We start from the raw sequence: 25,741 nt of genomic DNA, 5'->3' as shown, positions 1-25,741 counted from the left end.
GGGCGCTCACTCAGCGGGGCGAGTCAGGTCGTGGTGGCCGACGTCGGTCGGCTCGCCGCCGAGGCTCGAGTGACCGTTGGACCCGTTGGAGCCGTTGGAGCCGTTCGGCGAGCCGTTCGCGCTCGCGAGCTCGCGCGGGGACACGACCGGCGGGCGGTCGGACACCGGGCGGCGCGCGGAGGACAGCCACACCGGCCGCGATGGGCGCTTCTGCACCGGCGCGAAGATGGCGGCAACCGCCTCCTTGTCGAGCGTCTCCTTCTCCAGCAACTCCACGACGAGGGTGTCGAGGACGTCGCGGTTGGCGAGCAGGATCTCGTACGCCTCGTCGTGGGCGTTCTCGACGAGCTTGCGCACCTCCTCGTCGACGATCTCGGCGATGCCCTCCGAGTAGTCGCGCTGGTGGCCCAGCTCACGGCCGAGGAACACCTCGCCGGAGTCCTGGCCCAGCTTGATCGCGCCGACCCGCTCGCTCATGCCGTACTGGGTGACCATCGCCCGGGCCACCGCCGTCGCCTTCTCGATGTCGTTAGCGGCGCCGGTGGTCGGGTCGTGGAAGACGATCTCCTCGGCCACCCGGCCGCCCAGCATGTACGCCAGCTGGTCGAGCATCTCGTTGCGGGTCGTGGAGTACTTGTCCTCGTCGGGCAGCACCATCGTGTAGCCGAGCGCCCGTCCGCGGGGCAAGATCGTGATCTTGTGCACGGGGTCGGTGTTGGGCAGCGCCGCGGCCACGAGCGCGTGACCGCCCTCGTGGTAGGCGGTGATCTTCTTCTCCTTGTCGTTCATCAGCCGCGAGCGCTTCTGCGGGCCGGCGACGACCCGGTCGATGGCCTCATCCATGGCTGGCGGGTCGATGAGCTTCTTGCCGCTGCGGGCCGTCAGCAGGGCCGCCTCGTTGAGCACGTTCGCGAGGTCCGCGCCGGTGAAGCCGGGGGTACGTCGCGCGACGGCCATGAGGTCCACCGAGCCGGCCAGGGGCTTGCCCTTGGCGTGGACCTTGAGGATCTCGAAGCGGCCGGTGAGGTCAGGGCGCTCGACGGCGATCTGCCGGTCGAAGCGACCGGGGCGGAGCAGCGCCGGGTCGAGGATGTCGGGTCGGTTGGTCGCGGCGATGAGGATGACCCCGCCCTTGACGTCGAAGCCGTCCATCTCGACGAGCAGCTGGTTGAGGGTCTGCTCGCGCTCGTCGTGGCCCCCGCCGAGGCCGGCTCCACGGTGCCGCCCGACCGCGTCGATCTCGTCGACGAAGACGATCGCCGGTGCGTTGGTCTTGGCCTGCTCGAACAGGTCGCGAACGCGGCTGGCCCCGACGCCCACGAACATCTCGACGAAGTCCGACCCGGAGATCGAGAAGAACGGGACGCCCGCCTCGCCGGCCACGGCGCGTGCGAGCAGCGTCTTGCCCGTCCCCGGCGGGCCGTACAGCAGGACGCCCTTGGGGATCTTGGCCCCGACCGCCTGGAACTTCGCCGGGTCGGCGAGGAACTCCTTGATCTCCTCGAGCTCCTCGACGGCCTCGTCCGCGCCGGCGACGTCGGCGAAAGTGGTCTTGGGCGTGTCCTTGGACACGACCTTGGCGCGGCTCTTGCCGAAGTTCATGACCCGCGAGCCGCCGCCCTGCATCGAGTTCATGACGAAGAAGAACAGGACGACCAGCAGCAGGATCGGCAGGATGTTGACCAGCAGGGAGCCGATCAGGCTCGGCGTGGGGTGGGAGTTGTCGTAGCCACCGGGCAGGTTCGCCTCGTCGAGGGCCTGCACGAGGATGGGTCCGAGCGGGTCGACGTACTGGGCCCGCTGCTTCTCACCGTTCTTGAGCGTGACCTCGATCCGCTGGTCGGTGTCGACGACCTTGGCCGACTCGACCTGACCCGAGCGGATCTCGCTGAGGATCGTCGAGGTGTCGACCTTCTTGGCGGTCCCTCCGCTGGAGAGCAGCTGCAGGGCGACCAGGAGGGCGATGACGACGACGACGATCCACAGCACGGGACCGCGGAAGTAACGCTTCACTGGCATCTCGGGACGCTGGCGGCCCCGACCTCCTGAACCTCGGGATCGACTGCGGCTCGCCCTCACGCGCCGCGATGTGGCCAGGCGACATCGGGTCGTCCGGACCACCAGGGTAGCCCGGCGGCCCGAGAGTCGCCCACATGGATGCCAACGCTGAGATTCGCCAGGACGTTCCTTCAGCTGTACACGGAGGGGTGGAGGGTCCCGATGAAGGGGAGGTTCCGATATCGCTCGCCGTAGTCGAGGCCGTAGCCGACGACGAACTCGTTGGGGATGTCGAAGCCGACGTAGCGCACGGTGACGTCGACCTTCGCGGCCTCCGGCTTGCGCAGCAGCGTGAAGACCTCGACCGACTCCGCCGCCCGGGAGCGCAGGTTGCGCAGCAGCCAGGACAAGGTGAGCCCCGAGTCGATGATGTCCTCCACCACGAGGACGTCGCGCCCGGTGATGTCCTTGTCGAGGTCCTTGAGGATGCGGACGACGCCCGAGCTCTTGGTGCCCGAGCCGTACGACGACACCGCCATCCAGTCCATCTGCGCGGGCAGGTGCAGCGCCCTGGCCAGGTCAGCCATCACCATCACCGCGCCCTTGAGCACGCCGACCAGCAGCAGGTCGCGCCCGGCGTAGTCCCGGTCGATCTGCGCGGCCAGCTCGGCGATCCTGGCGTGGATCTGCTTCTCCTCGATGAGGACGCGCTCGATGTCCGCGCCCACGTCCTCAGCGTCCACGGGGCTCATCCTGCACAGCCGCTGCCCCTGCCACCGCACCGGGGGTGAGCAGCAGCGCGCCGCCGGCGCGACGCCCGCTCGCCCCCGCGGGCAGCGACACAGGGCCCTGGCCGTGCCACTCGGTGACCAGGCGGTCCAGCTCCTCGACGTGCTCGAGTGCGAGCGGGGGGACCCCGGCGTCGGTCGCCGCGAGCCGCAGGACGCGGGAGCGTACGGCTCGCGGTAGGCCGGCCAGCTCCCCGGCGTCCAGAACGGCTCCGGCCCCGAGGCCGCGCCACGCGCTCTCCGCCCACCCGTCGAGGGCGTCGGCGTCCGCACGCAGCAGTCGCGCCGACCGGGCCAGGGCTGCGGCGACCCCTGGCCCGACGGCCCGCTCGAGGGCGGGAAGGGCGTCGCGGCGGACTCGCACCCGGGCGAAGGAGTCGTCGGCGTTGTGCGGATCCTCCCAGGCCGGCAGCCCCTCGGCTGCGCAGGCCGCTCGCGTGGTCTCCCGGGGGATCCCCAGCAAGGGCCGGCGCCACAGCCCGCTCACCGGGGCCATGCCGGCGAGGCTGCGGGCCCCGGACCCGCGGCCGAGCCCGAGCAGCACGCTCTCCGCCTGGTCGTCGAGGGTGTGCCCGAGCAGGACCGCCGCCGCGCCGACGTCGTCGGCGACGAAGCGCAGCGCGGCGTACCGGGCGTCCCGAGCCGCCGCCTCCGGTCCGCCGCCACGTCCCACCTCGACCCGCACGATGCGCACGGGCGTCAGTCCGAGGGCCAGCAGCTGGGTGCGGACCGACGCGGCGACCTCGGCCGAGCCGGGCTGCAGGCCGTGGTCCACGACGACGCCGCCGGCCGGCAGTCCCTCCCGGGGCGCGAGGAAGGACGCAGCGGCGGCGAGGGCGAGGGAGTCCGCACCTCCGCTGCAGGCGACGAGCAGGTGCGACCCACGCGGCAGGTCGGCCACGCACCGACGTACGGCGGCCCGCACGAGCGCCACTTCGGTCGCGGGACCGCTCATCCAAGGACCCGGTGCACCCATTCGCCAGGCGCCTGGATCTCACGGTCGGACGGCAGGTTGGCCGGGCGCTCCCAGACCCGGTTGAACCCCTCCATCCCGGCCGCGTCGAGCACCCCGCGGACGAAGGCGGCGCCGTCGCGGTACTGGCGGAGCTTGGCGTCGAGCCCGAGCAGGCGCCGCATCGCCGCCTCGATACGGCCCGGGTGCTCACGGCGCTCCTGGAAGCGGGCGCGGATCTCGGCGACCGAGGGCACCACGTCCGGCCCGACGCCGTCCATGACGACGTCGGCATGGCCCTCCAGCAGGCTCATGACCGCCGTCAGGCGCGCCATCCGCTCCCGCTGCTCGGGGCTCTGGAGGATGTGGTCGACCGCGGGTGCGCCGCCACCGCGCAGGGCCTCGCCCACGGCCTGCGCCAGGTCCCGCAACCGCTCGGCCAGCTCCCCGGACTGCGCGTCCCTGCCCACGCTGAGCAGCAGCTCCCGGACCTCGCCGACGAGGTGGTCCCGCAACCACGGCACCGCGGTGAACTGGACCCGGTGGGTCTCCTCGTGCAGGCACACCCACAGCCGGAAGTCGCCGCGGTCCACCCCGAGCTCCCGCTCGACCTGGGCGACGTTGGGAGCGACCAGGAGCAGCCGCCCGGGACGCCCGTCATCGAGCCCCGCGTAGATGTCGAACTGCCCGAGGACCTTGCCGGACATCCAGGCGAGCGCGGCACCGACCTCGCTGCCGGTCAGCGTCCCGCCCACGCGGCGCAACGCCTCGTTCTGCACCCGGGACCGCAGCACCTCCTCGAGCGGGGCGAAGAGCCGGGCCAGCCCCTGGGCGTTGGCCTCGATCCAGCGTCGCCTGTCCACCACCTCGACGGGGGCGTCGGCGGTGGGCGCGTCCAGACCGGTGTACGCCCGCACGTGCACCCGCGCCTCGGCGGCGCCCGCGCGCAGGGCGAGGACGACCTCGCGCGCCTCCTCCGGCGTCACGGCGGGTCCACGGCCGGCCAGCCCCGCACCGAGGCGGGCGGCGAGGTTCCAGTCGACGAGCGCTGAGGTCTCGGGCACCGCCCAACCGTACGCAGTCCCTCGGCGCGACCGCACCGTGCCCACCGTTGCGATGAACGCGGCGTAGTTGCACACCTAGTGCCACGACGCCGCGTTCATCGCACAGAAACGGAGGAAGAGCGGCAGGCAGCGGCAGCGCCGGGGGTAGCGGCAGGGTCAGCCGCAGCCGCAGGCGGCGAGCGCCGTGGCCGCCTCGTCGAGAGCCGCGCGGGCGTCGAGCGTGCTGCCCGCCGGGAGGCCGTCCGCGACCACGGCGAACGCCAGAACCCGGTCGTTGGCGTCGACCACCGTCCCGGCCAGTCCGGACACCGTGGACAGGGTGCCGGTCTTGGCGCGCACCAGACCGGCCGCGTCCTGGGTTGCGCCTACCCGGAAGCGATCGGCCAGGGTCCCCGTCCAGCCGGCCACCGGCAGCCCGCTCAGGATCGGGCCGAGCGTCTGATCGGTGGCGTCGGTGCCCGCGGCGAGAGCGAGCACCTGGGCGAGGAGGACCGGCGGGACCCGGTCGGCGTGCGAGAGCCCCGACCCGTCCACGAGCAGCAGCCCGGTCACGGACAGCCCGAGGCCCTGCAGCGCCTGCCGGGTCGCGACCGCCCCGCCGGCGAAGGTCCCGGGCAGGTGGGCGGCGACCGCGGTGCTGTGCGCGAGTGCCTCCGCCAGGTCGTCGTCGCTTTGGGTCAGCATCCGCTGGACGAGCGCCGACACCGGTGGGGAGGAGACCGACGCAACCTGGACCGCCGAGGCCGGCGCGCTCCCGGGGAGCGGGCGGCCGACCACGAAGATGCCCTGGTGGCGCAGGGCGACGGCGAAGACCCCGGCGGCGGCCGCCGGCGGGTCGAGCGAGCGGGACCGCCCGCCCGGGGAGGTACGGCCCTCGTCGACCGACAGCGCGGTGACCGGAGACACGACCCCCGAGGTCACGTACGTCGCCGGCCAGGTCGGCGACGTCCGCGGCCCACCGAACATCGAGGCGTCGTAGCGCAACTGGACGCTTCGGCGTCCCGACGCCTTCAGTGCCTGAGCAGTGGCCCGGGCGAGCTGGTCCATCGAGGCGGGGCGCTCGGAGCCGGTGCCGGCGGCGGCAGCGGCCGCCGCCGTGGAGGCCAAGGTGGCGTCCCCGCCCCCGACGAGCACCAGGTGGTCCGAACCGGGGGCGGCCACGACCTGCGTCGTGAGGACGGCCCGCGGACCGAGGACGGACAACGCGGCAGCGGCGGTGAGCAGCTTCAGGGTTGAGGCGGGCTGGACGACGCCTTGCCCGCGACGAAGGAGCACCTGCCCGGTGGCGACGTCGACCACGGCCTCGCCGGTGTGCCCGCCCAGCGGTGGTCCGGTCAGCGATGGCCGAAGGGCGGACGCGAGGCCGGGGGCGGTGGGCACGTCGGTGCCGCTGGGCGAGGGCAGCACGGGACCTGCCGGGACGGCGGAGCGGGCCGGGACCGGTGACGCCGCGGGGGAGAACTGGCTCGTCGACGTCGACGCGGTGGACACCAGGCTGTGCAGCGGGGCGTCGGAGGGCAGCAGGAGCAGCAGCAGGGTGAGCACGCAGGCCACGGCGACCGCGGCGGCGGCGTACCTCCAGCGCACTGCGATCCCCGTCCGTCTGATCGCGCGCGCGTCGTGGTCGTCGCGCGCCGAAGGACCCGCGGCTCGGTGGTGGCCGCCCTGTGGAAGGCTTCAGACTACGAGATGATCGGCGTTCGGCCCCCCGTGCCGCGATGCACCGCCGACCACCCGGACAGGAGCCATCCGTGGAGTTCGACGTCACGATCGAGATCCCCAAGGGCCAGCGCAACAAGTACGAGGTCGACCACGAGACCGGCCGGATCCGCCTCGACCGGATGCTCTTCACCTCGACCCGCTACCCCCACGACTACGGCTTCATCGAGGGCACCCTGGGCCAGGACGGCGACCCTCTCGACGCGCTCGTACTCGTGGAAGAACCCACCTTCCCCGGCTGCCTCATCCGCGCCCGGGCCATCGGCATGTACCGCATGACCGACGAGGCCGGCCCTGACGACAAGGTCCTGTGCGTGCCCGCCAACGACCCGCGGCTGCTGCACCTCCAGGACGTCTACCACGTGCCGGAGTTCGACCGGCTCGAGATCGAGCACTTCTTCTCGGTCTACAAGGACCTCGAGCCCGGCAAGTCGGTGGAGGGGGCGACGTGGAGCGGCCGGGTCGAGGCCGAGGCCGAGATCAGCGCCTCCTTCGCGCGGGCCAAGGGCGAGCCGCTGGACCACACGGCGATGCACGGCCTGTACGGCCCCGGCGCCTGAGCCACGCCCGCCCACGGGGGGTCAGGGGCGGGCGTACCCGAAGAGGTCGTACGGGTACACCGCGATGATCTTCACCACGTCCCCGGTGTGCGGCGCCTCGATCATCATGCCGCCACCGAGGTAGAGCGCCACGTGATAGATCGTGCGGTAGTCGTTGGGGTTGCTCGCGAAGAAGACGAGGTCGCCCGGTCTCGCCTGCGACGGGCTGACCGGCTGGGACTGCTCGTACTGCGCGACCGACCAGTGCGGCAGTGAGACCCCGCCGGCCTGCCAGGCACGCATGGTGAGCCCGGAGCAGTCGAAGGAGTCCGGTCCGGCGGCGGCGTAGACGTAGGGCTTCCCGAGCTGGCGCTTGGCGTAGGCGATGGCGCGCGCGGCCCCGGCCGTCGTCCCGCGCGCCGTCGCGACGACCGGCAGAACGACGCCAGGCGAGGCGACGGAGGACTCAGCTGCCCGGCGTGCCGCGGCCGCAGCGGCCGCCGCACGCTCCTGGGCGAGGCGACGCTGCTGGGCGGCCCGGGCCAGGCCGACCTTGCGGGCCTTGACCAGGTGGGCGGCGTGCAGGCGGGCGTACGCGAGTGAATGGCGCAGCTTCGCGATCTGGCTCTGCAGGCTCGTGACCTTGCTCTGCTGCTGGGCCGCGGCCTGGTCGGCGTGCAGCTTGGCCGTGGCGACCGCCTGCTCGGCGCTCGCCTGCGCGGCGAGGGCGTCCGCCGCCTGCTGGTGCATGACGGTGGCGACGATCTTCGCCGACTGCGCGGTCAGCAGTGCCCGTTCGACACTTTGACCGACGGCCGCGATCGCGTCCGCCCGCGACACCGCACCACCGGGCCCGCCGACCCCCAGGAAGATGTCCGCGGGACCGAAGTCGGCGCCGGAGCGGTAGGCAGCCGAGGCGAACCGGCCGACGACGAGCTCGGCCGCGTCGTAGCGGGCCTGCGCCAGCGCGGCCCTGCGCTGCGCCTGCTGGGCGGCCTGGGTGGCCAGCCCGAGCCGGTAGACCGCGCCGTCGTAGGCCTCACCGGCGATCTCGGCGTTGCGGACGAGCCGGTCCATCCGGGCCGTGAGGGTCGCCAGCCTCGCCTGCGCGGACCCGACCGCGCTCGCGGCGGCGCGGGCGCTGCTCTGCGCCTTGGCCACCTGCTGCTTGGTCGGCGTGGGCTTGTCGGCGGTGGCCACGTTCGCGGGGAGGAGGACCGCGACCACGAGCAGCGCGAGCAGGGCGATGACGCGGGTGATGGTCGGCGGGATGCGCACGGGCTCGTGTCCCTCCTCGTCGTCGTCCCTCGGTCTCACCCCGGATCAGGCTCCGGGCGGGGCTGGATTGTCGGGCTGCTGGCGGGCGTGCACTGGGCCGTTCGGGCGACGGCCGACGTTAGACGAGGTCGGCAGGTGACGGAACACCCTTCACTCCAGTCACAACTGTCACATCGGCGTGTCGGTCCGACACGCCGAGAACAACAACCGTGTGATTTGGCCTCCGGCCCGCTCCGACCTCTCCGGCCGGGCAGCACCCTGCCAGGCGATCGGGCGGCGGGGCCACCCCTTCGCGGAAGACCGCGAGCTCAGAGTCTCCACCTCACCTTGAGGGTGAGCACCTCGTGCGGTCGAAGATCCACCTCGACGACCCCGTCGTCCACCGAGAGCGTCTCGAGCACCCGCTCGGCCAGGTCGGTCCGCAGGGCCTCGGCCACGGCTCGGTCGAAGCGCAGGCGTGCCCGGGCCGGTGCGTGCTGGGTCTCCACGACCCGCAGGACGGTGCCGTCGCCGTCGTCGGCGACCTTCACGGTCTCGACCAGGATCCCCGGTCCGGCGTCGGCGAGGAAGCAGCGCTGCCCACCGTCCGGACCGTCCGGACCGTCCGGATCGTTCGGACTCTCCGCGCCGCCGCGCGCCGGGAGCTCGAGGAGGCGAAGCGGCGCACCCAGCTCGAACGCGGCGCGCGGCACGCCCGCCTCCTGCCAGGTCCCGGCGTGGGGCAGCAGCGCGTACCGGAACCGGTGGTGACCGGCGTCCGCCGTGGGGTCGGGCCACGAGCCGGCCTTGAGCAGGGACAGGCCGACGGTGGCGCCGTCGACGCTGTGCCCGTACGTCGCGTCGGTGAGCAGCGCAACGCCGCCCCCGCCGTCGGAGACGTCGAGCCAGCCGTGCACGGGGAGCTCGAAGCGGCCCTGCTCCCACGAGGTGTTGCGGTGGGTCGGGATCTCGACCGAGCCGAACGCACGCCCGGCCGTGGCGTGGCGGGCAGCGATCGCGAACGGGAAGCGGGCTCGCAGGAGCATGTTGCGCTCACCCCAGTCGACGGCGGTCTCCACCGTCACGGTGGGCGATCCCGCGTCGAGGGCGATGCGCTGCACGACGGTCGTGGGGCCGCTCACGCGGCGGACCACCACCTGGCCGCGCAGCCCGCTGCCATCGACCGCCTCGACCTCCTCCGCCTCGCGCAGCGGAGTCGGCTTGTCGGCATAGAAGGCGTCGATGTCCCAGGCGTCCCAGGACAGCGGCCGGTCCTCGTAGAGCACGAGCGCGTTGAGCGCCGCGGAGGCGAACTCGCGACCGGTGGCGTGCAGGACCAGGGAGGCGATCTCCCCGAAGCGGTCAACCGCGGCGCGCACGACACCGTTGTCCAGGACCCAGCCGCCGGCGGTCGCGGCGACGCGCACCGGCGCGCACTCGGCCACGCCGCTCGCCGCAACCTCGACCGGGGCGAACCCGTAGGACCCGACGAGCACCCGACGCGCCCTGCCCGCGTGCTCGATGACCTCGGTCCGCGGCCAGGGGACGCAGTTCACGACCACGGGACCGGGGGCGCCAGAGGCGATGGCGCGCAAGGCCTCGTCCCGCACGTCCGCAAGGGTCGCGAGCGCGGCCGCCTGCTCGGCCGCCGCGTCGAGGTACACCTGCGCGATGCTGCTGCCGGGCAGGATGTCGTGGAACTGGTTGCGCAACAGGGTGGTCCACGCCCCGTCGATGACCGGCTGCCGGTCGGGGGCGAGGCCGTCGCGCACCGCCCAGGCGTTGGCCCACTCCGCCTCCCGGGCGGCCTTCTCGAGGTCGCGGTTGGCCCGCTTGGTACGCGCCTGGCTCGTGAAGGTCCCGCGGTGCCCCTCCATGAAGAGGTCACCGGTCCAGGCGGGGAGGGAGCCGCGGTCGGCCCGAGCGAGCAGACGATCGAAGAAGCCGTCCGACCGGCCGAGCCGGACCTCGGGCAGACCAGGCAGATCGGCTAGCCAGCCGGCGACGGCAACCATCTGCTCGGTGGGGCCGCCTCCCCCGTCGCCGTGGCCGAACAGGTAGAGCAGCTCCTCGTTGGTCGGCTTGCCCCGGTAGTGCGCCCAGAGGCCGGCCACCTCACGCGGCGTCATCGAGCCGTTGTAGGTGTGCCACTGCGGGTCGGCGGGGTGGCCCACGTCCGCGGCGCTGGACGTCACGAAGTGGGCGATCACCTCCGAACCGTCGACGCCTCGCCAGCAGAAGGTGTCCGCGGGCATCCGGTTGACCTGGTTCCACGACAGCTTCGTGGTCAGGAACGCGCGGATGCCGAACCCGGCGAGGACCGTCGGCAGGGCGGCCGAGTATCCAAAGGAGTCCGGCAGCCATGCGGCGGGCGGCTGCTGCCCCGTCCACCTCGCGTAGTGCGCCAGGCCGTGCTTGACCTGGCGGACCAGGGCCTCTCCGCTCGGCAGGTTCGCGTCGCACTCCAGCCACATGACGCCGACCGGCTCGAGGCGACCCTCCGCCACCCGGGGCAGCATGCGCTCCCAAACCTCGGGCGCGTCCTCGCGTACGTACTCCCACGTCTGCGGCGCCGACAGGGCGAAGTGGTAGTCGGGGTAGCGGTCCATGAGGTGCAACGCGGTCGCGACGGTGTGCACGACCTTCTGCCGCGTACGCCACGTCGGCCACAGCCAGGCGACGTCGAGGTGGGCGTGGCCGATGGCCGTGACCAGCGGCCGGGCGGCATCCCCGCGGGGAAGGGACGCCTCGAGCCGGGGCAGCGCCGCGGCCGCACTGGCGCGGAAGCGCTCGCTGTGCCATCCCTCCCGCAGGTCGAGCGCGCGGTACGCCTGGTCCAGCGCGGCGACAACACGATGCAGCTCGACGTCGTTCTCGTCCCAGACGTCGATCGCGCCCAGCAGCGTGCGAACGAGCAGGCCGAGGCGCCACACTGCTGGGTCGCGGCGCCGCAGCTCGATCCCCGCGAAGGGGCGGCGGGCGGCGACGGTGCAGCGAGCGAGGACGTCGTGCGGACCGGAGCGAGCCCGCTCCGGCAGCAACACCTGGCGATGGAACTCGTCGAGCCCCGCCAGCACCGCGCCGTCGAGGTGCAGCAGGCCCTCGTACCCGATCGCCGGACCGCCCCGCGGGTCGTCGAGGGCGAGGAGCACGTCCTCGCCGACCCAGCCCGGCGGGACCACGAAGCGAGTACGTAGCCAGCTGACCGAGCCGCCGTCCGCCGGGTAGCCCCACAGGACGAGCGGGTGCTCGCGTCCCCAGTCCTCGCCGGGCTGGAGGGGTGTCCACCTCGGATCGTCCGGCCCTGGAGCCGGGCCGAGCGGCGACACCGCTGCCCCGTCGACGTCGCAGACCTCGACGGGGAGCGGCATCCGGTCGTGGACGCACGCCTGCTCGAGGTCGCCCACCCGTGCGAAGATCCGGGCCCGGATCCCGAGCACGTCGTCGCGCGGCCCGCTCACGCGCTCACCCTGCCAGGTGCCGGCCACCCCCGGCAGACGCCGGGCACCCGACACGCCTGCCCGGTCGGTAGCGTCGACGCGTGGCCTCGACGCGACGCCTGCGGACCAGCGAGGAGCACCTCGCGGTCCTCGCCGAGGAGACCACCCGTCTGCTCGAGTGGACCCGCGCGTCGGCCATGCCAGACGGCACCTTCGCCTGGCTCGACGACGACGGTCACCCGGACCCGCGGCGACCTCGCGAGCTGTGGATCACCACGCGGATGACCCACGTGCTCGGCCTCGGGGCGCTCCTCGGCCGCGAGGGTGACGCCCCGCTCGCCGAGGCCGGCCTCGCCGCGCTGCGCGGGGTCTTCGCCGACGACGGCTTCGGCGGATGGTACGGATCGGTTCGCGACGGGGTGCCCGTGGACACCGCCAAGCGGGCGTACGGGCATGCCTTCGTCCTCCTCGCCGCCTCCACCGCCCACGTCGCCGGACTCGATGCTGACCCGCTGCTCACCGAGTCCGCACAAGGGCTCTTGCGCTTCTGGGACGACGGCGCGGGCGCGCTGGTCGACGTGTGGGACCGCCGGTTCACCCACCTGGAGGCCTACCGGGGAGCGAACGCGAACATGCATGGGGTGGAGGCGATGCTCGCCGCGGCCGACGCCACCGGCGACGCCGAGTGGGTCGATCGCGCGGCGTCGGTGGCCGATCGCCTCGTCCTCGACGAGGCGCGCACGCACGGCTGGCGGGTACCGGAGCATCACGACGAGCACTGGCGGGTCGTGCGCGACTACAACGCGGACCGGACCGACGACCCGTTCCGGCCCTACGGGACGACGCCGGGCCACGGGCTCGAGTGGGCGCGGCTCCTTATGCACCTGAACACCCGGCGACCGGATTCCCGCTACGTCGACGCTGCGCGCCACCTCTTCGCGACCGCCGTCGCCGACGCCTGGTCGGACGAGCGGCCCGGGCTGGCCTACACCACCGACTGGGACGGGACGCCGCTGGTCCGCGAGCGGTTCCACTGGGTACTGTGCGAGGCGATCGGGGCGGCGGCGGTGCTGGCCGACGTCACCGGCGAGGAGACGTACGACGACTGGTACGAGCGCTTCTGGACGTTGGCGCAGCAACGTTTCGTGGACCATCGCCGAGGGGGCTGGGTCCACGAGCTCGACGAAGACGGGCGGGTATCGCGTCGGACGTGGTCGGGCAAGCCGGACACCTACCACGCCGTCCAGGCGTGCCTGCTGCCGCGGATCCCGCTGACCGCTTCGGTCGCCTCAGGGGTGGCCGCGCTCAGGCGCTGATCGCGTCGAGGGCGCGCAGCACCCGCTTCTCCGAGACCGGGTACGCCGTCCCGAGCGACTGCGCCCACAGGCTGACGCGAAGCTCCTCGAGCATCCATCGCACGCGCTCGACCTCGGGGGACATCGGCGACGCGGTCGCATACCGCCGCCACTCGTCCTCGAGCCGTCGCATCGTCGCCATGGCGGCCGCGTCGGTGGCGGGACGCTCGGGCAGCCGGTCGAGACGTACGGCGAGGGCCTTGAGGTAACGCTCGAGATCGGTCAGGTGCGACCAGCCGGTCGCGGCGACGAAACCGTCCCGCGTGAGCCGTTCGAGCTGGGCGCGGATGTCGGCCAGCGAGGCGAGGAGGCTGAGGGAGCGCTGGTCCCGCAGGTGACGTTCCACCGACGCGGCCGCATCAAGCGCGCGCACGACCCGGTCGACGACGGCACTGGTGCGCGCCGGCAGGTACGGGGCCACGTCGTCGCGCAGTGCCGCGAACCCGCGCCGATCCCAGGGCAGGTCGCCGTGCTCGTCCATGAGCGAGTCGAGGGCTGTGGCCTCGCAGTCGTCGAGCAGGGCGGCCGCGGAGGGGTACGCGCTTCGCGACAGCGACAGCCGCTGCTCGCTGGACAGCCCGCGCAGGATCCCCGGCAACGCAGAGGGCAGGGTCAGCAGGAGGAGCCGACGCACGCCCGCGCGATGGGCTTGCTGCTGCTCGGACGCGGTCGCAAGCACGCGTACGCCGACGCTCGCCCCCTCGTCGACGAGAGCAGGGTGACCGACGACCGGGGAGCCCTCCCGGTCGGCGGTGAAGCTGCGGGGCAGCTCATCGAAGGACCAGTCCGAGAGTCCGGTCCGCTCCAGGGATCGAGCGGCCGCGGAGACCGTACGTCGCAGCCGCGGCGCGAGCTCTCGTCTCAGCGCGGCCAGGTCCCGGCCCTCGCCCACCACCCGGCCGCGGTCGACGACGCGGATGTTGATGCGCAGGTGCTGCGGCACGGCATCGAGGTCCCAGTCCTGCGGGCCGACTACGACGCCCGTGAGGCGGCGAAGCTCACGCTCGACAGCGGGAAGCAGCGGCTCCCGGGTGTCCCCGAGCGCTGCGAGGACCTCACGGGCCCGGTCCGGCGCCGGGACCAGGCCGCGACGCAGCGCCTTGGGCAGGGACCGGATCAAGGCAGTGACCGTCTCCTCGCGCAGACCGGGGACCTGCCACAGGAAGTCCTCCGCGTCGACCGTGGGCAGCGCGGCCAGCGGGATCTCCACAGTGACGCCGTCGTCGGGGGCGCCCGGCTCGAACCGGTAGCTCAGCGGCAGTCGCAGGTCGCCCTGCCGCCAGACGTCCGGATAGTCATCGACAAGGACACCGGCGGGATGCGCGCTCGTCAACATCTCGACGGTGAACGTCAGCAGGTCGGGATGCTCGCGCCGCACGGCCCTCCACCAGCGGTCGAAGTGGCGCGAGGAAACGACGTGCGCCGGCACACGCGCGTCGTAGAGGTCGTACAGCGTGTCCTCGTCGACGACCACGTCTCGACGCCGGACCCGGTGCTCGATCTCGGCCACCTCGGCCATCCGGCGGCGGTTGTCGTGCCAGAACCGGTGGTGGGTCTCCCAGTCGCCCTCGACGAGCGCATGGCGGATGAACAGCTCACGAGAGAGCACCGGATCGATGCGGCCGTAGTCGACCCGGCGCCGGGCGACGAGGGGCACCCCGTACAGCGTCACGCGCTCGAAAGCCATGGCACCGCCACGCTCGCGTTCCCAGTGGGGCTCGCTGTAGTGACGCTTCACGAGGTGGGCGGCAACGCGCTCGACGCGCTCCGGCTCGACCCGGGCCACGACGCGCGCCCACAGCCTCGAGGTCTCGACGAGCTCGGCCGCCATCACGAACCGCGGTGGCCTGCGGGACAAGGCCGAGCCCGGCCACACGCCGAAGCGCGCCCCCCGCGCGCCGAGGAACTCCCTGGTGTCACCGTCTCGCGCTCCGACGTGGGACAGCAGTCCCGACAGGAGTGCCTCGTGGATCGCGTCGGCCTGCCCCTGGGTGCGCTCAGCCGCGGGTACGGCCTGCCGGTTGACGCCGTGCGCGCCGACCGAACGAGCCGCTCGACGCAACTGCACGACGAGGTCCTGCCACTCCCGGACGCGCAGGTAGTGAAGGAACTCCTCGCGGCACATCCGCCGGAACGCCGAGGAGGACAGCTCCGCCTGCCGCGACTGCACGTACTCCCAGAGGTTGAGCAGGGTCAGGAAGTCCGAGGTCTTGTCCAGGAAGCGTGCGTGACGCTGCGCCGCTGCCGCCTCGCGATCGACGGGTCGCTCGCGGGGGTCCTGGATCGACAAACCGGCCACGACGACGAGGACCTCCTCGAGGCAGCTGAGCCGTTCGGCCTCGAGGACCATGCGGCCCAGCCTCGGGTCGACCGGCAGCCGAGCGAGGCGGCGCCCGAGCGGAGTCAGCCGGGAGCCCTCGGCGGCGGAGTCGAGGGCGCCGAGCTCCTCGAGCAGCTGCAGGCCGTCTCGCACCTGGCGTGCGTCGGGCGGGTCGAGGAACGGGAAGTCCTGGACCGGACCGAGCTCCAGGGCGGCCATCTGGAGCAGCACCGAGGCGAGGCTGGTCCGCAGGATCTCGGGGTCGGCGTACGCCGGCCGCGCGAGGTAGTCCTCCTCGCTGTAGAGCCGGATGCAGATGCCGTCCGCGAGCCGGCCGCAGCGGCCCTTCCGCTGGTCGGCGGAGGCGCGGCTCACCGCCTCGATCGGCAGCCGCTGGACCTTGGTGCGGTTGCTGTACCGCGAGATCCGGGCCGTCCCTGGGTCGACGACGTAGCGGATGCCGGGAACCGTGAGGGACGTCTCGGCCACGTTGGTCGCCAGCACGACACGCCGCCCGGGGTGCGGCGTGAAGACCCGGTGCTGCTCGGCGGTGGACAGACGGCCGTACAACGGCAGGATCTCGGTGTCGCGGAGCTGGAGAGCGCGAACGGCTTCCGCGGTGTCGCGGATCTCCCGCTCGCCGCTCAGGAAGACGAGGACGTCCCCAGGTTCCTCGTGGGCGAGCTCGCTGAGGGCGTCGCAGATGCCCTGGACCTGGTCCCGGTCCCCGCTGCCCTCGACGGCCGCATCGTCCACGAGCGGCCGGTAGCGGACCTCGACCGGATACGTGCGGCCCGATACCTCGATGACCGGGGCCCCACCGAAGTGCTCGGAGAAGCGGGCGGGGTCGATCGTCGCCGACGTGATGACGACCCGCAGATCGGGACGAGACGGCAGCAGGCGCTTCAGGTACCCGAGCAGGAAGTCGATGGTGAGGCTGCGTTCGTGCGCCTCGTCGATGATCAGCGTGTCGTAGCGCTGGAGCATGCGGTCATGAGCCACCTCGGCCAGCAGGATCCCATCGGTCATCACCTTGACGAGGGTCTCCTCGCTTGTGCGGTCGGTGAAGCGCACCTGGTAGCCGACCAGGTCTCCGAGCGACGTACCGAGCTCCTCCGCGACCCGTTCGGCGACCGAGCGAGCGGCGATCCGCCTCGGCTGGGTGTGCCCGACGAGGCCGCGCACCCCACGGCCCAGGTCCAGACAGATCTTCGGCAGCTGCGTCGTCTTGCCCGAACCCGTCTCCCCGGCCACGACGACGACCGGGTGGTCGCGGATCGCAGCCGCGATCTCCTCCCGGGCAGCGGTGACCGGGAGGTCCGGGTAACGGATGGTCGGGATGCGGAGCCGACGCCGCTCGACCTGCGAAGCGGTGAGGGCCACGACGGCCGAGCCTAGGCGCCGCGCGGCGCGGGATCCGCGGCGAGGGCGATCGTCAGCTCCGCTGCAGCGTCGCGCGCCCCGCCTCCAGCCGCGCGACAGGGACGCGGAACGGTGAGCAGGAGACGTAGTCGAGCCCGGCCCGGTGGAAGAAGTGGATGGACTCCGGGTCACCGCCGTGCTCGCCGCACACGCCTAGGTGCAGCTCCGGCCTCGTCGCCCGACCCTCCTCCACGGCGATCTGGATCAGACGACCAACCCCGTCGATGTCGAGGGACTCGAACGGCGACTGGGTGAACACGCCCTTGTCGAGGTAGGCAGCGAAGAACGCCGCCTCGACGTCATCGCGCGAGAAGCCCCACGTCGTCTGCGTGAGGTCATTGGTCCCGAAGGAGAAGAACTCCGCTGTGTCGGCGATTCGATGCGCCGTCAGGGCTGCGCGCGGCAGCTCGATCATCGTGCCCAGTGGGATCCGGAGCTCGATGCCCTCGCGCTCGGCGACCTCGTGGACGAGGTGGTCGGTGTCGTCCCTGATGAGGTGCAGCTCCATCGCGGACCCGACGAGGGGCACCATGATCTCCGGGCGCGGCCGCCCACCCGCCTTGAGACGGATCGCGGTGGCCTCGGCGATCGCGCGTACCTGCAGGGCGAACAGGCCCGGGACGACGAGCCCGAGACGGACGCCGCGCAGCCCGAGCATCGGGTTGGACTCGTGCAGGCGGCTCACCGCGGCGAGCAGGCGGATGTCACCCTCGTCCGGCTCGCCACGCTCCTCCGCGAGCGCGACACGCACCATGAGCTCGGCCCGGTCGGGCAGGAACTCGTGGAGCGGTGGATCGAGCAGGCGGATCGTGGTCGGCAGGCCGTCCATGACCGTGAGCAGGTCGAGGAAGTCGGCCCGCTGCAAAGGAAGGAGGGCGGCCAGCGCCTCGTCGCGCGCCTCAGGGGAGTCGGCGAGGATCACCCGCTCGATGAGGACGCGCCGGTCGCCGAGGAACATGTGCTCGGTCCGGCACAGTCCGATCCCCTCGGCGCCGAGGTGGCGCGCACGCGAGGCGTCCTCGGCGTTGTCGGCGTTCGCTCGGACGCGCAGCCGTCGTACCTCGTCGGCGTGGGTGAGCAGCCGGTCCACGGCGCGCAGCAGGTCCGTCGTCTCCGGATCCGCCTCGCTGAGGACCACGTCGAGTCCCTCCGCCAGGAAGCGGGCGACGGGTGAGTCGACGACGGGCAGGGCTCCGACGAACACATCGCCGGTCGAGCCGTCGATGGAGACGAGGTCCCCCTCGCGCAGGACGACGTCGCCGACCCGCACGACGCGATCGACCGGGTCGACGTCGAGCTCCTCGGCGCCGCACACGCACGTCTTGCCCATCCCCCGTGCCACGACGGCGGCGTGGGAGGTCTTGCCGCCGCGAGCGGTGAGGATGCCGGCCGCGGCGATCATGCCCTCCAGGTCGTCGGGGTTGGTCTCGCGCCGGACGAGGAGCACCTGTTCGCCGCGCTTGACCCAGGCGACCGCGGTCGCCGAGTCGAAGACGATCCGACCCGAGGCGGCGCCGGGTGAGGCCGCCATGCCCGTGGTCAGACGGTCGCGCTGGGCTGCGGTGTCGAACTGCGGGAACATGAGCTGAGCGAGCTGGGCACCGTTGACCCGTCCCAGCGCCTCGTCGAGGGTGATCAGCTGCTCGTCGACGAGCTGCGAGGCGATCCGGAACGCAGCGGCAGCCGTCCGCTTGCCGACGCGGGTCTGCAGCATCCACAGCTTCCCGCGCTCGATGGTGAACTCGATGTCGCACAGGTCGCGGTAGTGCGTCTCGAGACGACGCATCACCGCCATGAGCTCCGCGTGCGCCTTCGTGTCGATGGTGTCGAGCTCGTCGAGGCTCAAGGTGTTGCGGATCCCCGCGACGACGTCCTCTCCCTGCGCGTTCGGCAGATAGTCACCATAGGCACCGGGACGACCCGTCGCGGGGTCGCGCGTGAACGCCACCCCCGTCCCGCTCGTGCCACCGAGGTTCCCGAAGACCATGGTGCACACGTTGACCGCGGTCCCGAGGTCATGGGGGATGCGCTCCCTGCGCCGGTAGATCCGGGCCCGCTCGGTGTTCCACGAGTCGAAGACCGCCCGGATGGCGAGGTCGAGCTGCTCGCGAGGGTGCTGGGGGAAGTCGCGTCCGGTCCGGTGCAGGACGTACTCCTTGTACGTCTTGACCAGCTCCTGCAGGTCCTCCGCCGAGAGGTCGGTGTCCGAGCTGACTCCGCGGGAGGCCTTCAGACGTTCGAGCTCCTCGCCGAAGACGTCGCCCTCGATGCCCAGGACTGTCTTGCCGAACATCGCCATGAGACGGCGGTAGGAGTCCCACGCGAAGCGCTCGTCCCCGGACGCCTCCGCGAGTCCCTGGACCGACGCGTCGTTCAGCCCGACGTTGAGGACGGTCTCCATCATCCCGGGCATGGAGAACTTGGCGCCGGAGCGCACGCTCACCAGGAGGGGGTCGTGCCGGTCACCGAGGCGTCGGTCCAGCCGGTCCTCGAGGCGGCGCAGGGCGGCGGTCACCTGGACACGGAGCTCAGGAGGTTCCAGGCCCTTCTCCAAGTAGGCGCGGCAGGCCTCGGTGGTGATGGTGAAGCCAGGCGGGACCGGCAGCCCGAGCCGCGTCATCTCGGCGAGGTTGGCACCCTTGCCGCCGAGCAGGTCGCCCTGCTCCTTGGTGCCCTCGGAGAACTCGTACACGTAATGGGTCACGGTGGACCGCCCTCCGCCGTCGAGAGCCGGCCGCTCTGGCCGTGCCCTGACCGTAGTCCGCCCGACCCGCCGGGAGCAGGGGCCTTGGGCGTGATTCGCCTCTCAGCCGCCGTCAGTCGAGCAGGCTCGCCGCGAAGTCGGGGACGTAGGTCTGCTCGTCGCGCGGTGGACGCTCGTAGCCCTTGGACGGCGGCCGCTTCGGGATCTCGATCTTGGGTGGCTCGACCTGCTGCCACGGGATGGCCGACAGGAGGTGGGCGATCATGTTGATGCGCGCGCGGCGCTTGTCGTCGCTCTCCACGACCCACCATGGCGCCTCGTGGATGTCGGTGTGGACCAGCATCTGGTCCTTGGCCCGCGAGTAGTCCTCCCACCGGGTGATGGACTGCAGGTCCATCGCCGAGAGCTTCCAGCGGCGCATCGGGTCCTCCAGCCGCGAGCGGAAGCGGGCCTCCTGCTCGGTGTCCGAGACGGAGAACCAGTACTTCAGCAGGCGTACCCCGTCCTCGACGAGCAACCGTTCGACGATCGGGCACTGGTGCAGGAATCGCCTGTACTCGTCAGCCGTGCAGAAGCCCATGACGTACTCGACGCCCGCGCGGTTGTACCAGGATCGGTCGAACAAGACGATCTCGCCCTTGGCCGGGAGGTGTTGCATGTAGCGCTGGAAGTACCACTGGCCGCGCTCCCGCTCGGTCGGGGCGGGGAGCGCCACGATCCGGGCGACGCGGGGGTTGAGGTACTCCGCTACCCGCTTGATGGCACCGCCCTTGCCGGCGGCGTCACGCCCCTCGAAGATGACGACGACTCGCTCACCCGTGGTGCGGACCCACTCCTGCATCTCGACCAGCTGGCCCTGCAGCCTCAGCAGCTCTCGCTCGTACGCCGTGCGAGAGACGCGCTGGCGCCCGACGTCCTCACCGTGTCGTCCCGTGGCCACAGAGGCAGTCTGTCGCGGCGGGGGCCCGCCCGCTACCGAGTCTGCGTGATCTTCCGCAGCCCGCGCGGGTGGTCCGGGTCGAGACCCCGGTCGGCGGCCATCCGTCGGGCCAGCCGCTGCAGGGGGAGGATCTCCACCACCGGCCACAGCTCTTCGACGATCCCGTCGGTCACCACCGGCAGGCCGTCCGCCGGTCCCACGAGCAGCGGGTCACAGCCCAGTCCGCGCAACCGCTCCACCACCGGCTCCATGGCCCGCCCGCTGCGTCCTGGTGTCGCCACGGCGATGACCGGGACGTCCGCGTCGACCATGGCCAGCGGCCCGTGCAACAGGTCGGCACCGGAGAAGGGGTGCGCCGACAGGTAGCACGTCTCCATCAGCTTGAGCGCGGCTTCGCGCGCCGTGGGATAGGAATATCCGCGCGCGGTCACGACCACTCGGTCGACGGTGCGATACTTCGCCGCGAGCGCCTCGGCGGCAACGCTCGCATCGAGCGTGCCCGCGGCCGCGTCCGGGAGCGCCGCCAGGCTCTCGCGGTCGAGCCGGCCGGCGGCGCCCGCGACGAGCAGATAGAGCGCGAGCAGCTCGGCGGTATAGGACTTGGTGGCCGCCACCGCGTGCTCGACCCCGGCATGTACGTCGACGACGTGGGCGGCGACCTCGGCCAGTGCGGAGGTCGGGTCGTTGGTCACCGCGACGGTCAGCGCGCCGCACTCCTCTGCGACCCGCGTGGACTCGACGAGGTCCGGGGAGGTCCCGGACTGGCTGACGGTCACGAAGAGGACTCCGTGGAGGTCCGGGCGGGCGCCGTACACGGTCGTCGTGGACGGCGAGCAAAGCCCGGATGCGACGCCGAGGATCGTCTGCACCAGATAGGAGCCGTACAGAGCCGCGTTGTCGCTCGACCCTCGCGCGGCGAACATCACGGTGTGCGGTCGGTACGCCCGCACGGTCTGCACGACCTCGTCGATACCCACGCGGCCGGAGAGGAGCCCGGCGAGCACCGCCGGCTGCTCGGCGGTCTCCGCCGCCATCCAGGCGCCGGGCCGGCCCGCGGCCGGGGTCACGACACCCCGGCCGCACGGAGCGCGAGCGCGGAGCGGATGCGCTCCTCGGCGCGCGCGTCGTGACCGACCAGGTCAAGCGCCAGCAGCGCGGCCCCGGCGACGGGCCTGACGTCCAGCACGCGCGGCAGCGCAGCCGGCAGGTACCCGAGGATGCGTTGCCGCACCGCGTCGAGCAGCACCGCAGGCCCGAGCTGGAGGGTGCTACCCGCCAGGACCACCGGAACAGCGGCCTCGACCAGGTCCAGGCGCCGCGCGAGGGCCAGCGCCAAGGTGGCGACCTCGTCGGCCAGGCGCAGCACGATGGACGTCGCGACCGCATCGCCGTCCTCGGCTGCGGCGAAGACGGCGGGAGCCAGCCCGTGCACCGTCTCCATCGGGACTCGGTCGTCCGCGAGCGCCAGCGCCACGGCCTCGGGCGATGGCATGCCGTAGTGCTCGGACACCGCGGTCCGCAGGCTCGTCGCCGGTCCACGCCCGTCCCCGGCGCGGACCGCGGCACCCAGCCCCGCCAGCCCGACCGAGTGACCGCCGCCCCAGTCACCGGTCACGTCGCCCAGGGCCAGGAAGCGGGCCTCGCGCCCGTCAGGGTGCACCCCGACCGCGTTGATCCCGGCCCCCGAGACCACCGCGATCCCCCACGCGTGCGGGCTTCCGGCGCGCAGCGGCGCGAGCGTGTCGTTGCGCACGACCAAGCGGTCACACAGGCCCTGCCGCCGGAGGTCCTCGAGGGCCTGCGCCTCCGCCTCGGCGACGTCGAGGTTGGCCAGGCAGAACGCGCCCGCCGAGATGGCGATCGTGTCGTCGAGACCGGCCTCGCGCCGGGCGGCCCGTACCAGCGCGGCCACACCGTCGACCATCGCCGGGACACCGACGACGTGGGAGCGGGTCCCGTCCCCGCGGACCTCGGCCAGCACCACACCGTCGGCATCGACCAGCACCACGTCGGTCTTGGAGTTGCCGCCGTCGACGGCGACCAGCAGCTCAGTCATCGGAGCCCGCCGCGAAGCGAGGCAGCAACCGCGCGTTGGCCGCCAGCAGCGCGTCGAGCAGGGGAGCGGCGACATCCCATTGGCGCACCAGCGGGTTGGCGATGAGCGCCCGCAGAGCCAGGTCGCGGTCACCGGAGCACGCCGCCTCGATCGTCAGCTGCTCGTATGCGGTGACCGCCTGCACGAGGCCGAGCATCTCGGGCGCGAGCGCAGCCACCGGGACGGGGTGCGCCCCGTCCAGGTCGACGTGAGCGGGGATCTCCACCACGGCCTCGTCGGGCAGACCCTCGATCACCCCGTCGTTGCGGACGTCCACGTAGTGGTGCGCGCCGTCGCCGGTCAGCAGGCTCGTCACCAGCGCGGCCGCCGCCTCGCTGTAGTACGCGCCGCCGCGCTGCTCGAGCAGCTCGGGCTTGTGGTCGAGGCTCGGGTCGGCGTACATGTCCAGCAGCTGCCGTTCCAGGACGAGGACCTCCTCTGCCCGGTGCTCCCCCGCCTGCTGCGCCCGCAGCTCCTGGTCCGTGCAGTAGAAGTAGTGCAGGTAGTACGACGGGATGGCCCGCTGCAGCTGCATGAGGCGAAGTGGGACCCCGACGTCCTCGGCCAGGCGCTCTCCCGTATCCCCCGCGAGTAGCTCGGGCAGGCGGTCCACGCCGTCGACCTCGACCGAGCGGATCCAGGACAGGTGGTTGAGACCCGCGTGACCCAGCCGGACCCGATCGGCATCGACACCGAACTGGGCGGCGAGCCGGCGCTGGAAACCGATCCCCACGTTGCACAGCCCGATCGCTCGGTGACCCTCTTCCAGCAAGGCGCGGGTGACGATTCCAACAGGGTTGGTGAAGTCCACGATCCAGGCGTCTGGGAGGGCACGCTTACGGACCTCCTCGGCGATCTCGAGCACCACCGGGACGGTGCGCAGCGCCTTGGCGAAGCCGCCGGGTCCCGTCGTCTCCTGGCCGATCATCCCGAACCGGTTCGGCAGCGTCTCGTCCACGAGGCGCGCCTGCTGCCCGCCGACGCGCAGCTGGACGAGGACCGCGGAGCATCCCTCGACGGCCGCCGCGAGGTCGGTCGTCGTGGTCAGCGAGCCCGGGAACCCCTGCCGGTCGAGGATCCGCTGCGCGAGACCTCCGACCACCTCCAGCCGATCCGTGGACGGGTCGTGGAGGACCAGCTCGCCGACGTCGAGCTGTGCCGCACGGCGCGCGAAGCCCTCCACGAGCTCGGGCGTGTACGTGCTCCCGCCGCCCACGACGGCGATGCGCACGCGACGGCGTACGTCCGGCCCGGTCATCGCCCACTCATCCCTTGCTCCCGGTCATGGCGATGCCCTCGACGAAGACCCGTTGCGCGCACAGGAAGATCACGAGGACGGGGAGCAGGAACATCAAGGACGCCGCCATCTGCAGCTGGAAGGCCGCCTGGTGGGCGCTCTTGGCCAAGGTGGTCAGACCGACGGCGAGGGTCTGGCTGGTCGTGCTGTTCCCCGTGTAGAGCAGAGGGTTGTAGAAGTCGTTCCAGGCGTACATGAAGGAGAACAGGGCCACCGCCGCGATCGCGGGGCGCGCCATCGGCACCACGACCTTGGCGAGGATCCGGAACTCCCCTGCCCCATCGACGCGGGCCGCCTCGATCGTCTCCTGCGGCAACGTGAGGAAGAACTGCCGCAGCAGGAAGATGCTGAACGCGTCGCCGAAGAAGGACGGCACGATGAGCGGCTTCAGCGTCCCGACCCAGCCCAGCCGAGCGAACAGGACGTAGAGAGGCAGGCTGGTCACCTGGTCGGGGATCATCATCGTCGCGAGAACGACGAGGAAGAAGGCCTCGCGCCCGCGCCACCTCATCCGCGCGAGGGCGTACGCGACGGGTACCGAGGAGATGACCACGCCGAGGGTGCTCAGGCCGGCGTACAGCACGGTGTTCCAGAGGTCACGGGCGAAGGGCATGGCCGTGAAGACCTCGCCGAAGTTCCCGAAGTGCCATGGCGAGGGCCACAGCTTTCCGGTTCCCGCCTGCTGCTGGGTCATGAACGCCGTGAGCAGGCAGACCGAGAGCGGCAGCAAGAAGCCAAGGGCGAGGGCGATCGCGAGGGCGTGGTCGGCGACGGTGTACAGGAACGCGCGCGTGCGGTTGCCCCTCGGCGCTCGCACGTACGACCTGCGGTCCACCGCGACGTCGGCCATCAGGACTCACCCGCCGCGTAGACCCAGCGCCTCGACAGCTTCAGGAAGCCCAGCGTGCACAGGAAGATGACGACGAAGAGCATCCACGCCATCGCGGAGGCGTACCCGGTCTTGAAGTAGACGAAGCCCTGCTGGTAGATGTCCGTGGAGTAGAAGAGCAGGCTCTGGGCGGGGTAGCCGAGGAGGTCGGAGCTCGACTGGATCGAGCTCGCAGAGCCGGACGCGACGAAGGCCTCGGTGAAGTACTGGAAGGTGTAGATCATCCCGGTGACGATCGCGAAGACGACCACAGGTGACAGGAACGGCAGCGTGACGTGCCGGAACCGCTGCCAGGCGTTGACGCCGTCAAGGTCGGCCGCCTCATAGAGCTCGCGCGGCACATCGAGCATCGCGGCGGAGAAGATGACGATGACGTCTCCACAGGCCCACAGCGCCATGATCAGCAGGCTCGGCTTCGACCACTTGGGGTCGGTGAACCAGCCCGGTCCGGAAATCCCGAAGTGCGCCAGCAGCGCGTTGACCGGTCCCTCCGGGTTCAGCATGACGACGAAGGCGAGCGCCGCCCCCACGACGGGGACGATGGCGGGGACGAAGAACAGAGTTCGGTAGACACCCACGCTTCGCCTCATGCGGCTGAGCACCCAGGCGGCGAAGATCGCGAACAGGGTGCGCAGCGGAACCATGATGAGGACCATCCACAGCGTGTTGCGGACGGCCACCCAGAACGTGTCCGACTGGGTCAGCAGCGTGACGTAGTTCTGCAGACCCACGAAGTGCACGGGCCGGTAGGAACCTTCCTGGAAGTTGGTCAGCGAGTAGTAGAAGGTCGCGGCCACCGGGTAGACGACGAACGCCGCCAGACCGATCACGAACGGCGAGATCATCGCGAGGGTCACCCAGGGGCTGGCCTTCGTCGGGTTCCTCCGCCGCCGCCGGCCACCCCCGGAGGCGCCGTTCTCTCCGCCCTCGACCGACGTCGTCAGCGTCGTGACGACGCTCAT

Annotated in this window: 17 protein-coding genes; 2 read left to right on the top strand and 15 right to left on the bottom strand. The window is 72.0% G+C overall.

Annotated features, from left to right (window positions below; genetic code table 11):
- Positions 1-6: 6 nt before the first annotated feature.
- The 5 genes from ftsH to dacB form a co-directional block, all read right to left on the bottom strand.
- Positions 7-2,019, bottom strand: coding sequence for an ATP-dependent zinc metalloprotease FtsH (ftsH, locus tag VMI11_04560; GenBank protein ID HTY71682.1), 2,013 nt, complete (start codon positions 2,017-2,019; stop codon positions 7-9).
- A 170-nt stretch (positions 2,020-2,189) separates the two neighbouring features.
- On the bottom strand, positions 2,190-2,741 hold the full coding sequence (gene hpt / locus VMI11_04555) for a hypoxanthine phosphoribosyltransferase (GenBank protein HTY71681.1): 552 nt from the start codon (positions 2,739-2,741) through the stop codon (positions 2,190-2,192).
- Positions 2,731-3,741: a tRNA lysidine(34) synthetase TilS gene (tilS, locus tag VMI11_04550; protein ID HTY71680.1), complete on the bottom strand. Its 1,011-nt coding sequence runs from the start codon at positions 3,739-3,741 to the stop codon at positions 2,731-2,733. The genes hpt and tilS overlap by 11 nt, the downstream gene beginning before the upstream one ends.
- Entirely contained in the window at positions 3,738-4,802 is a 1,065-nt protein-coding gene (locus tag VMI11_04545; protein ID HTY71679.1) for a zinc-dependent metalloprotease, read from the bottom strand. Before VMI11_04545 ends, tilS begins: the two co-directional genes overlap by 4 nt.
- A gap of 156 nt (positions 4,803-4,958) precedes the next feature.
- Complete coding sequence (gene dacB, locus VMI11_04540) at positions 4,959-6,389, bottom strand: D-alanyl-D-alanine carboxypeptidase/D-alanyl-D-alanine-endopeptidase (protein ID HTY71678.1); 1,431 nt, start codon at positions 6,387-6,389, stop codon at positions 4,959-4,961.
- A gap of 164 nt (positions 6,390-6,553) precedes the next feature.
- On the opposite strand from dacB, the gene VMI11_04535 reads away from it, so the two are divergent.
- The gene (locus tag VMI11_04535; GenBank protein HTY71677.1) at positions 6,554-7,081 is read left to right on the top strand and encodes an inorganic diphosphatase; all 528 of its coding nucleotides are present in this window, start codon (positions 6,554-6,556) and stop codon (positions 7,079-7,081) included.
- A 21-nt stretch (positions 7,082-7,102) separates the two neighbouring features.
- On the opposite strand, the gene VMI11_04530 is transcribed toward VMI11_04535, so the two are convergent.
- The gene (locus VMI11_04530; GenBank protein ID HTY71676.1) at positions 7,103-8,377 is read right to left on the bottom strand and encodes a C40 family peptidase; all 1,275 of its coding nucleotides are present in this window, start codon (positions 8,375-8,377) and stop codon (positions 7,103-7,105) included.
- Positions 8,378-8,646: 269 nt separating this feature from the next.
- Positions 8,647-11,778, bottom strand: coding sequence for a glycoside hydrolase family 38 C-terminal domain-containing protein (locus tag VMI11_04525; protein HTY71675.1), 3,132 nt, complete (start codon positions 11,776-11,778; stop codon positions 8,647-8,649).
- Positions 11,779-11,858: 80 nt separating this feature from the next.
- Between VMI11_04525 and VMI11_04520 the strand changes: the two genes are divergently transcribed.
- Positions 11,859-13,073 (top strand): AGE family epimerase/isomerase, encoded by a 1,215-nt coding sequence (locus VMI11_04520; protein HTY71674.1) that lies wholly within the window; start codon positions 11,859-11,861, stop codon positions 13,071-13,073.
- Here VMI11_04520 and hrpA read toward each other — a convergent pair.
- From hrpA to VMI11_04480, 8 genes are all read right to left on the bottom strand, one after another.
- Entirely contained in the window at positions 13,063-16,986 is a 3,924-nt protein-coding gene (gene hrpA, locus VMI11_04515; protein ID HTY71673.1) for an ATP-dependent RNA helicase HrpA, read from the bottom strand. The two genes, VMI11_04520 and hrpA, sit on opposite strands and share 11 nt — an antisense overlap.
- Entirely contained in the window at positions 16,868-19,558 is a 2,691-nt protein-coding gene (gene ppdK / locus VMI11_04510; GenBank protein HTY71672.1) for a pyruvate, phosphate dikinase, read from the bottom strand. The genes hrpA and ppdK overlap by 119 nt, the downstream gene beginning before the upstream one ends.
- Positions 19,559-19,670: 112 nt before the next feature.
- Entirely contained in the window at positions 19,671-20,498 is an 828-nt protein-coding gene (ppk2, locus tag VMI11_04505) for a polyphosphate kinase 2 (protein ID HTY71671.1), read from the bottom strand.
- Positions 20,499-20,530: 32 nt separating this feature from the next.
- Positions 20,531-21,532: an SIS domain-containing protein gene (locus VMI11_04500; GenBank protein HTY71670.1), complete on the bottom strand. Its 1,002-nt coding sequence runs from the start codon at positions 21,530-21,532 to the stop codon at positions 20,531-20,533.
- A gap of 29 nt (positions 21,533-21,561) precedes the next feature.
- Entirely contained in the window at positions 21,562-22,554 is a 993-nt protein-coding gene (locus tag VMI11_04495) for a BadF/BadG/BcrA/BcrD ATPase family protein (GenBank protein ID HTY71669.1), read from the bottom strand.
- Positions 22,547-23,851 carry a 6-phospho-beta-glucosidase gene (locus VMI11_04490; GenBank protein HTY71668.1) on the bottom strand — a complete coding sequence of 435 codons (1,305 nt, stop codon included), beginning with the start codon at positions 23,849-23,851 and terminating at the stop codon, positions 22,547-22,549. The genes VMI11_04495 and VMI11_04490 overlap by 8 nt, the downstream gene beginning before the upstream one ends.
- Positions 23,852-23,858: 7 nt before the next feature.
- Positions 23,859-24,740 (bottom strand): carbohydrate ABC transporter permease, encoded by an 882-nt coding sequence (locus tag VMI11_04485; protein HTY71667.1) that lies wholly within the window; start codon positions 24,738-24,740, stop codon positions 23,859-23,861.
- Positions 24,740-25,741 carry a sugar ABC transporter permease gene (locus VMI11_04480; protein HTY71666.1) on the bottom strand — a complete coding sequence of 334 codons (1,002 nt, stop codon included), beginning with the start codon at positions 25,739-25,741 and terminating at the stop codon, positions 24,740-24,742. The genes VMI11_04485 and VMI11_04480 overlap by 1 nt, the downstream gene beginning before the upstream one ends.

It is taken from the genome of Actinomycetes bacterium, assembly GCA_035506535.1.
Classification (GTDB): domain Bacteria; phylum Actinomycetota; class Actinomycetes; order DATJPE01; family DATJPE01; genus DATJPE01.
This window is presented reverse-complemented; position numbering and strand designations above follow the sequence as displayed.

Excerpts from the sequence above, each read along its gene's own strand:
- ftsH (HTY71682.1), bottom strand. The coding sequence starts at position 2,019 with ATGCCAGTGAAGCGTTACTTCCGCGGTCCCGTGCTGTGGATCGTCGTC.
- tilS (HTY71680.1), bottom strand. The coding sequence starts at position 3,741 with ATGAGCGGTCCCGCGACCGAAGTGGCGCTCGTGCGGGCCGCCGTACGT.
- VMI11_04500 (HTY71670.1), bottom strand. The coding sequence starts at position 21,532 with ATGGCGGCGGAGACCGCCGAGCAGCCGGCGGTGCTCGCCGGGCTCCTC.
- VMI11_04495 (HTY71669.1), bottom strand. The coding sequence starts at position 22,554 with ATGACTGAGCTGCTGGTCGCCGTCGACGGCGGCAACTCCAAGACCGAC.
- VMI11_04490 (HTY71668.1), bottom strand. The coding sequence starts at position 23,851 with ATGACCGGGCCGGACGTACGCCGTCGCGTGCGCATCGCCGTCGTGGGC.
- VMI11_04485 (HTY71667.1), bottom strand. The coding sequence starts at position 24,740 with ATGGCCGACGTCGCGGTGGACCGCAGGTCGTACGTGCGAGCGCCGAGG.
- VMI11_04480 (HTY71666.1), bottom strand. The coding sequence starts at position 25,741 with ATGAGCGTCGTCACGACGCTGACGACGTCGGTCGAGGGCGGAGAGAAC.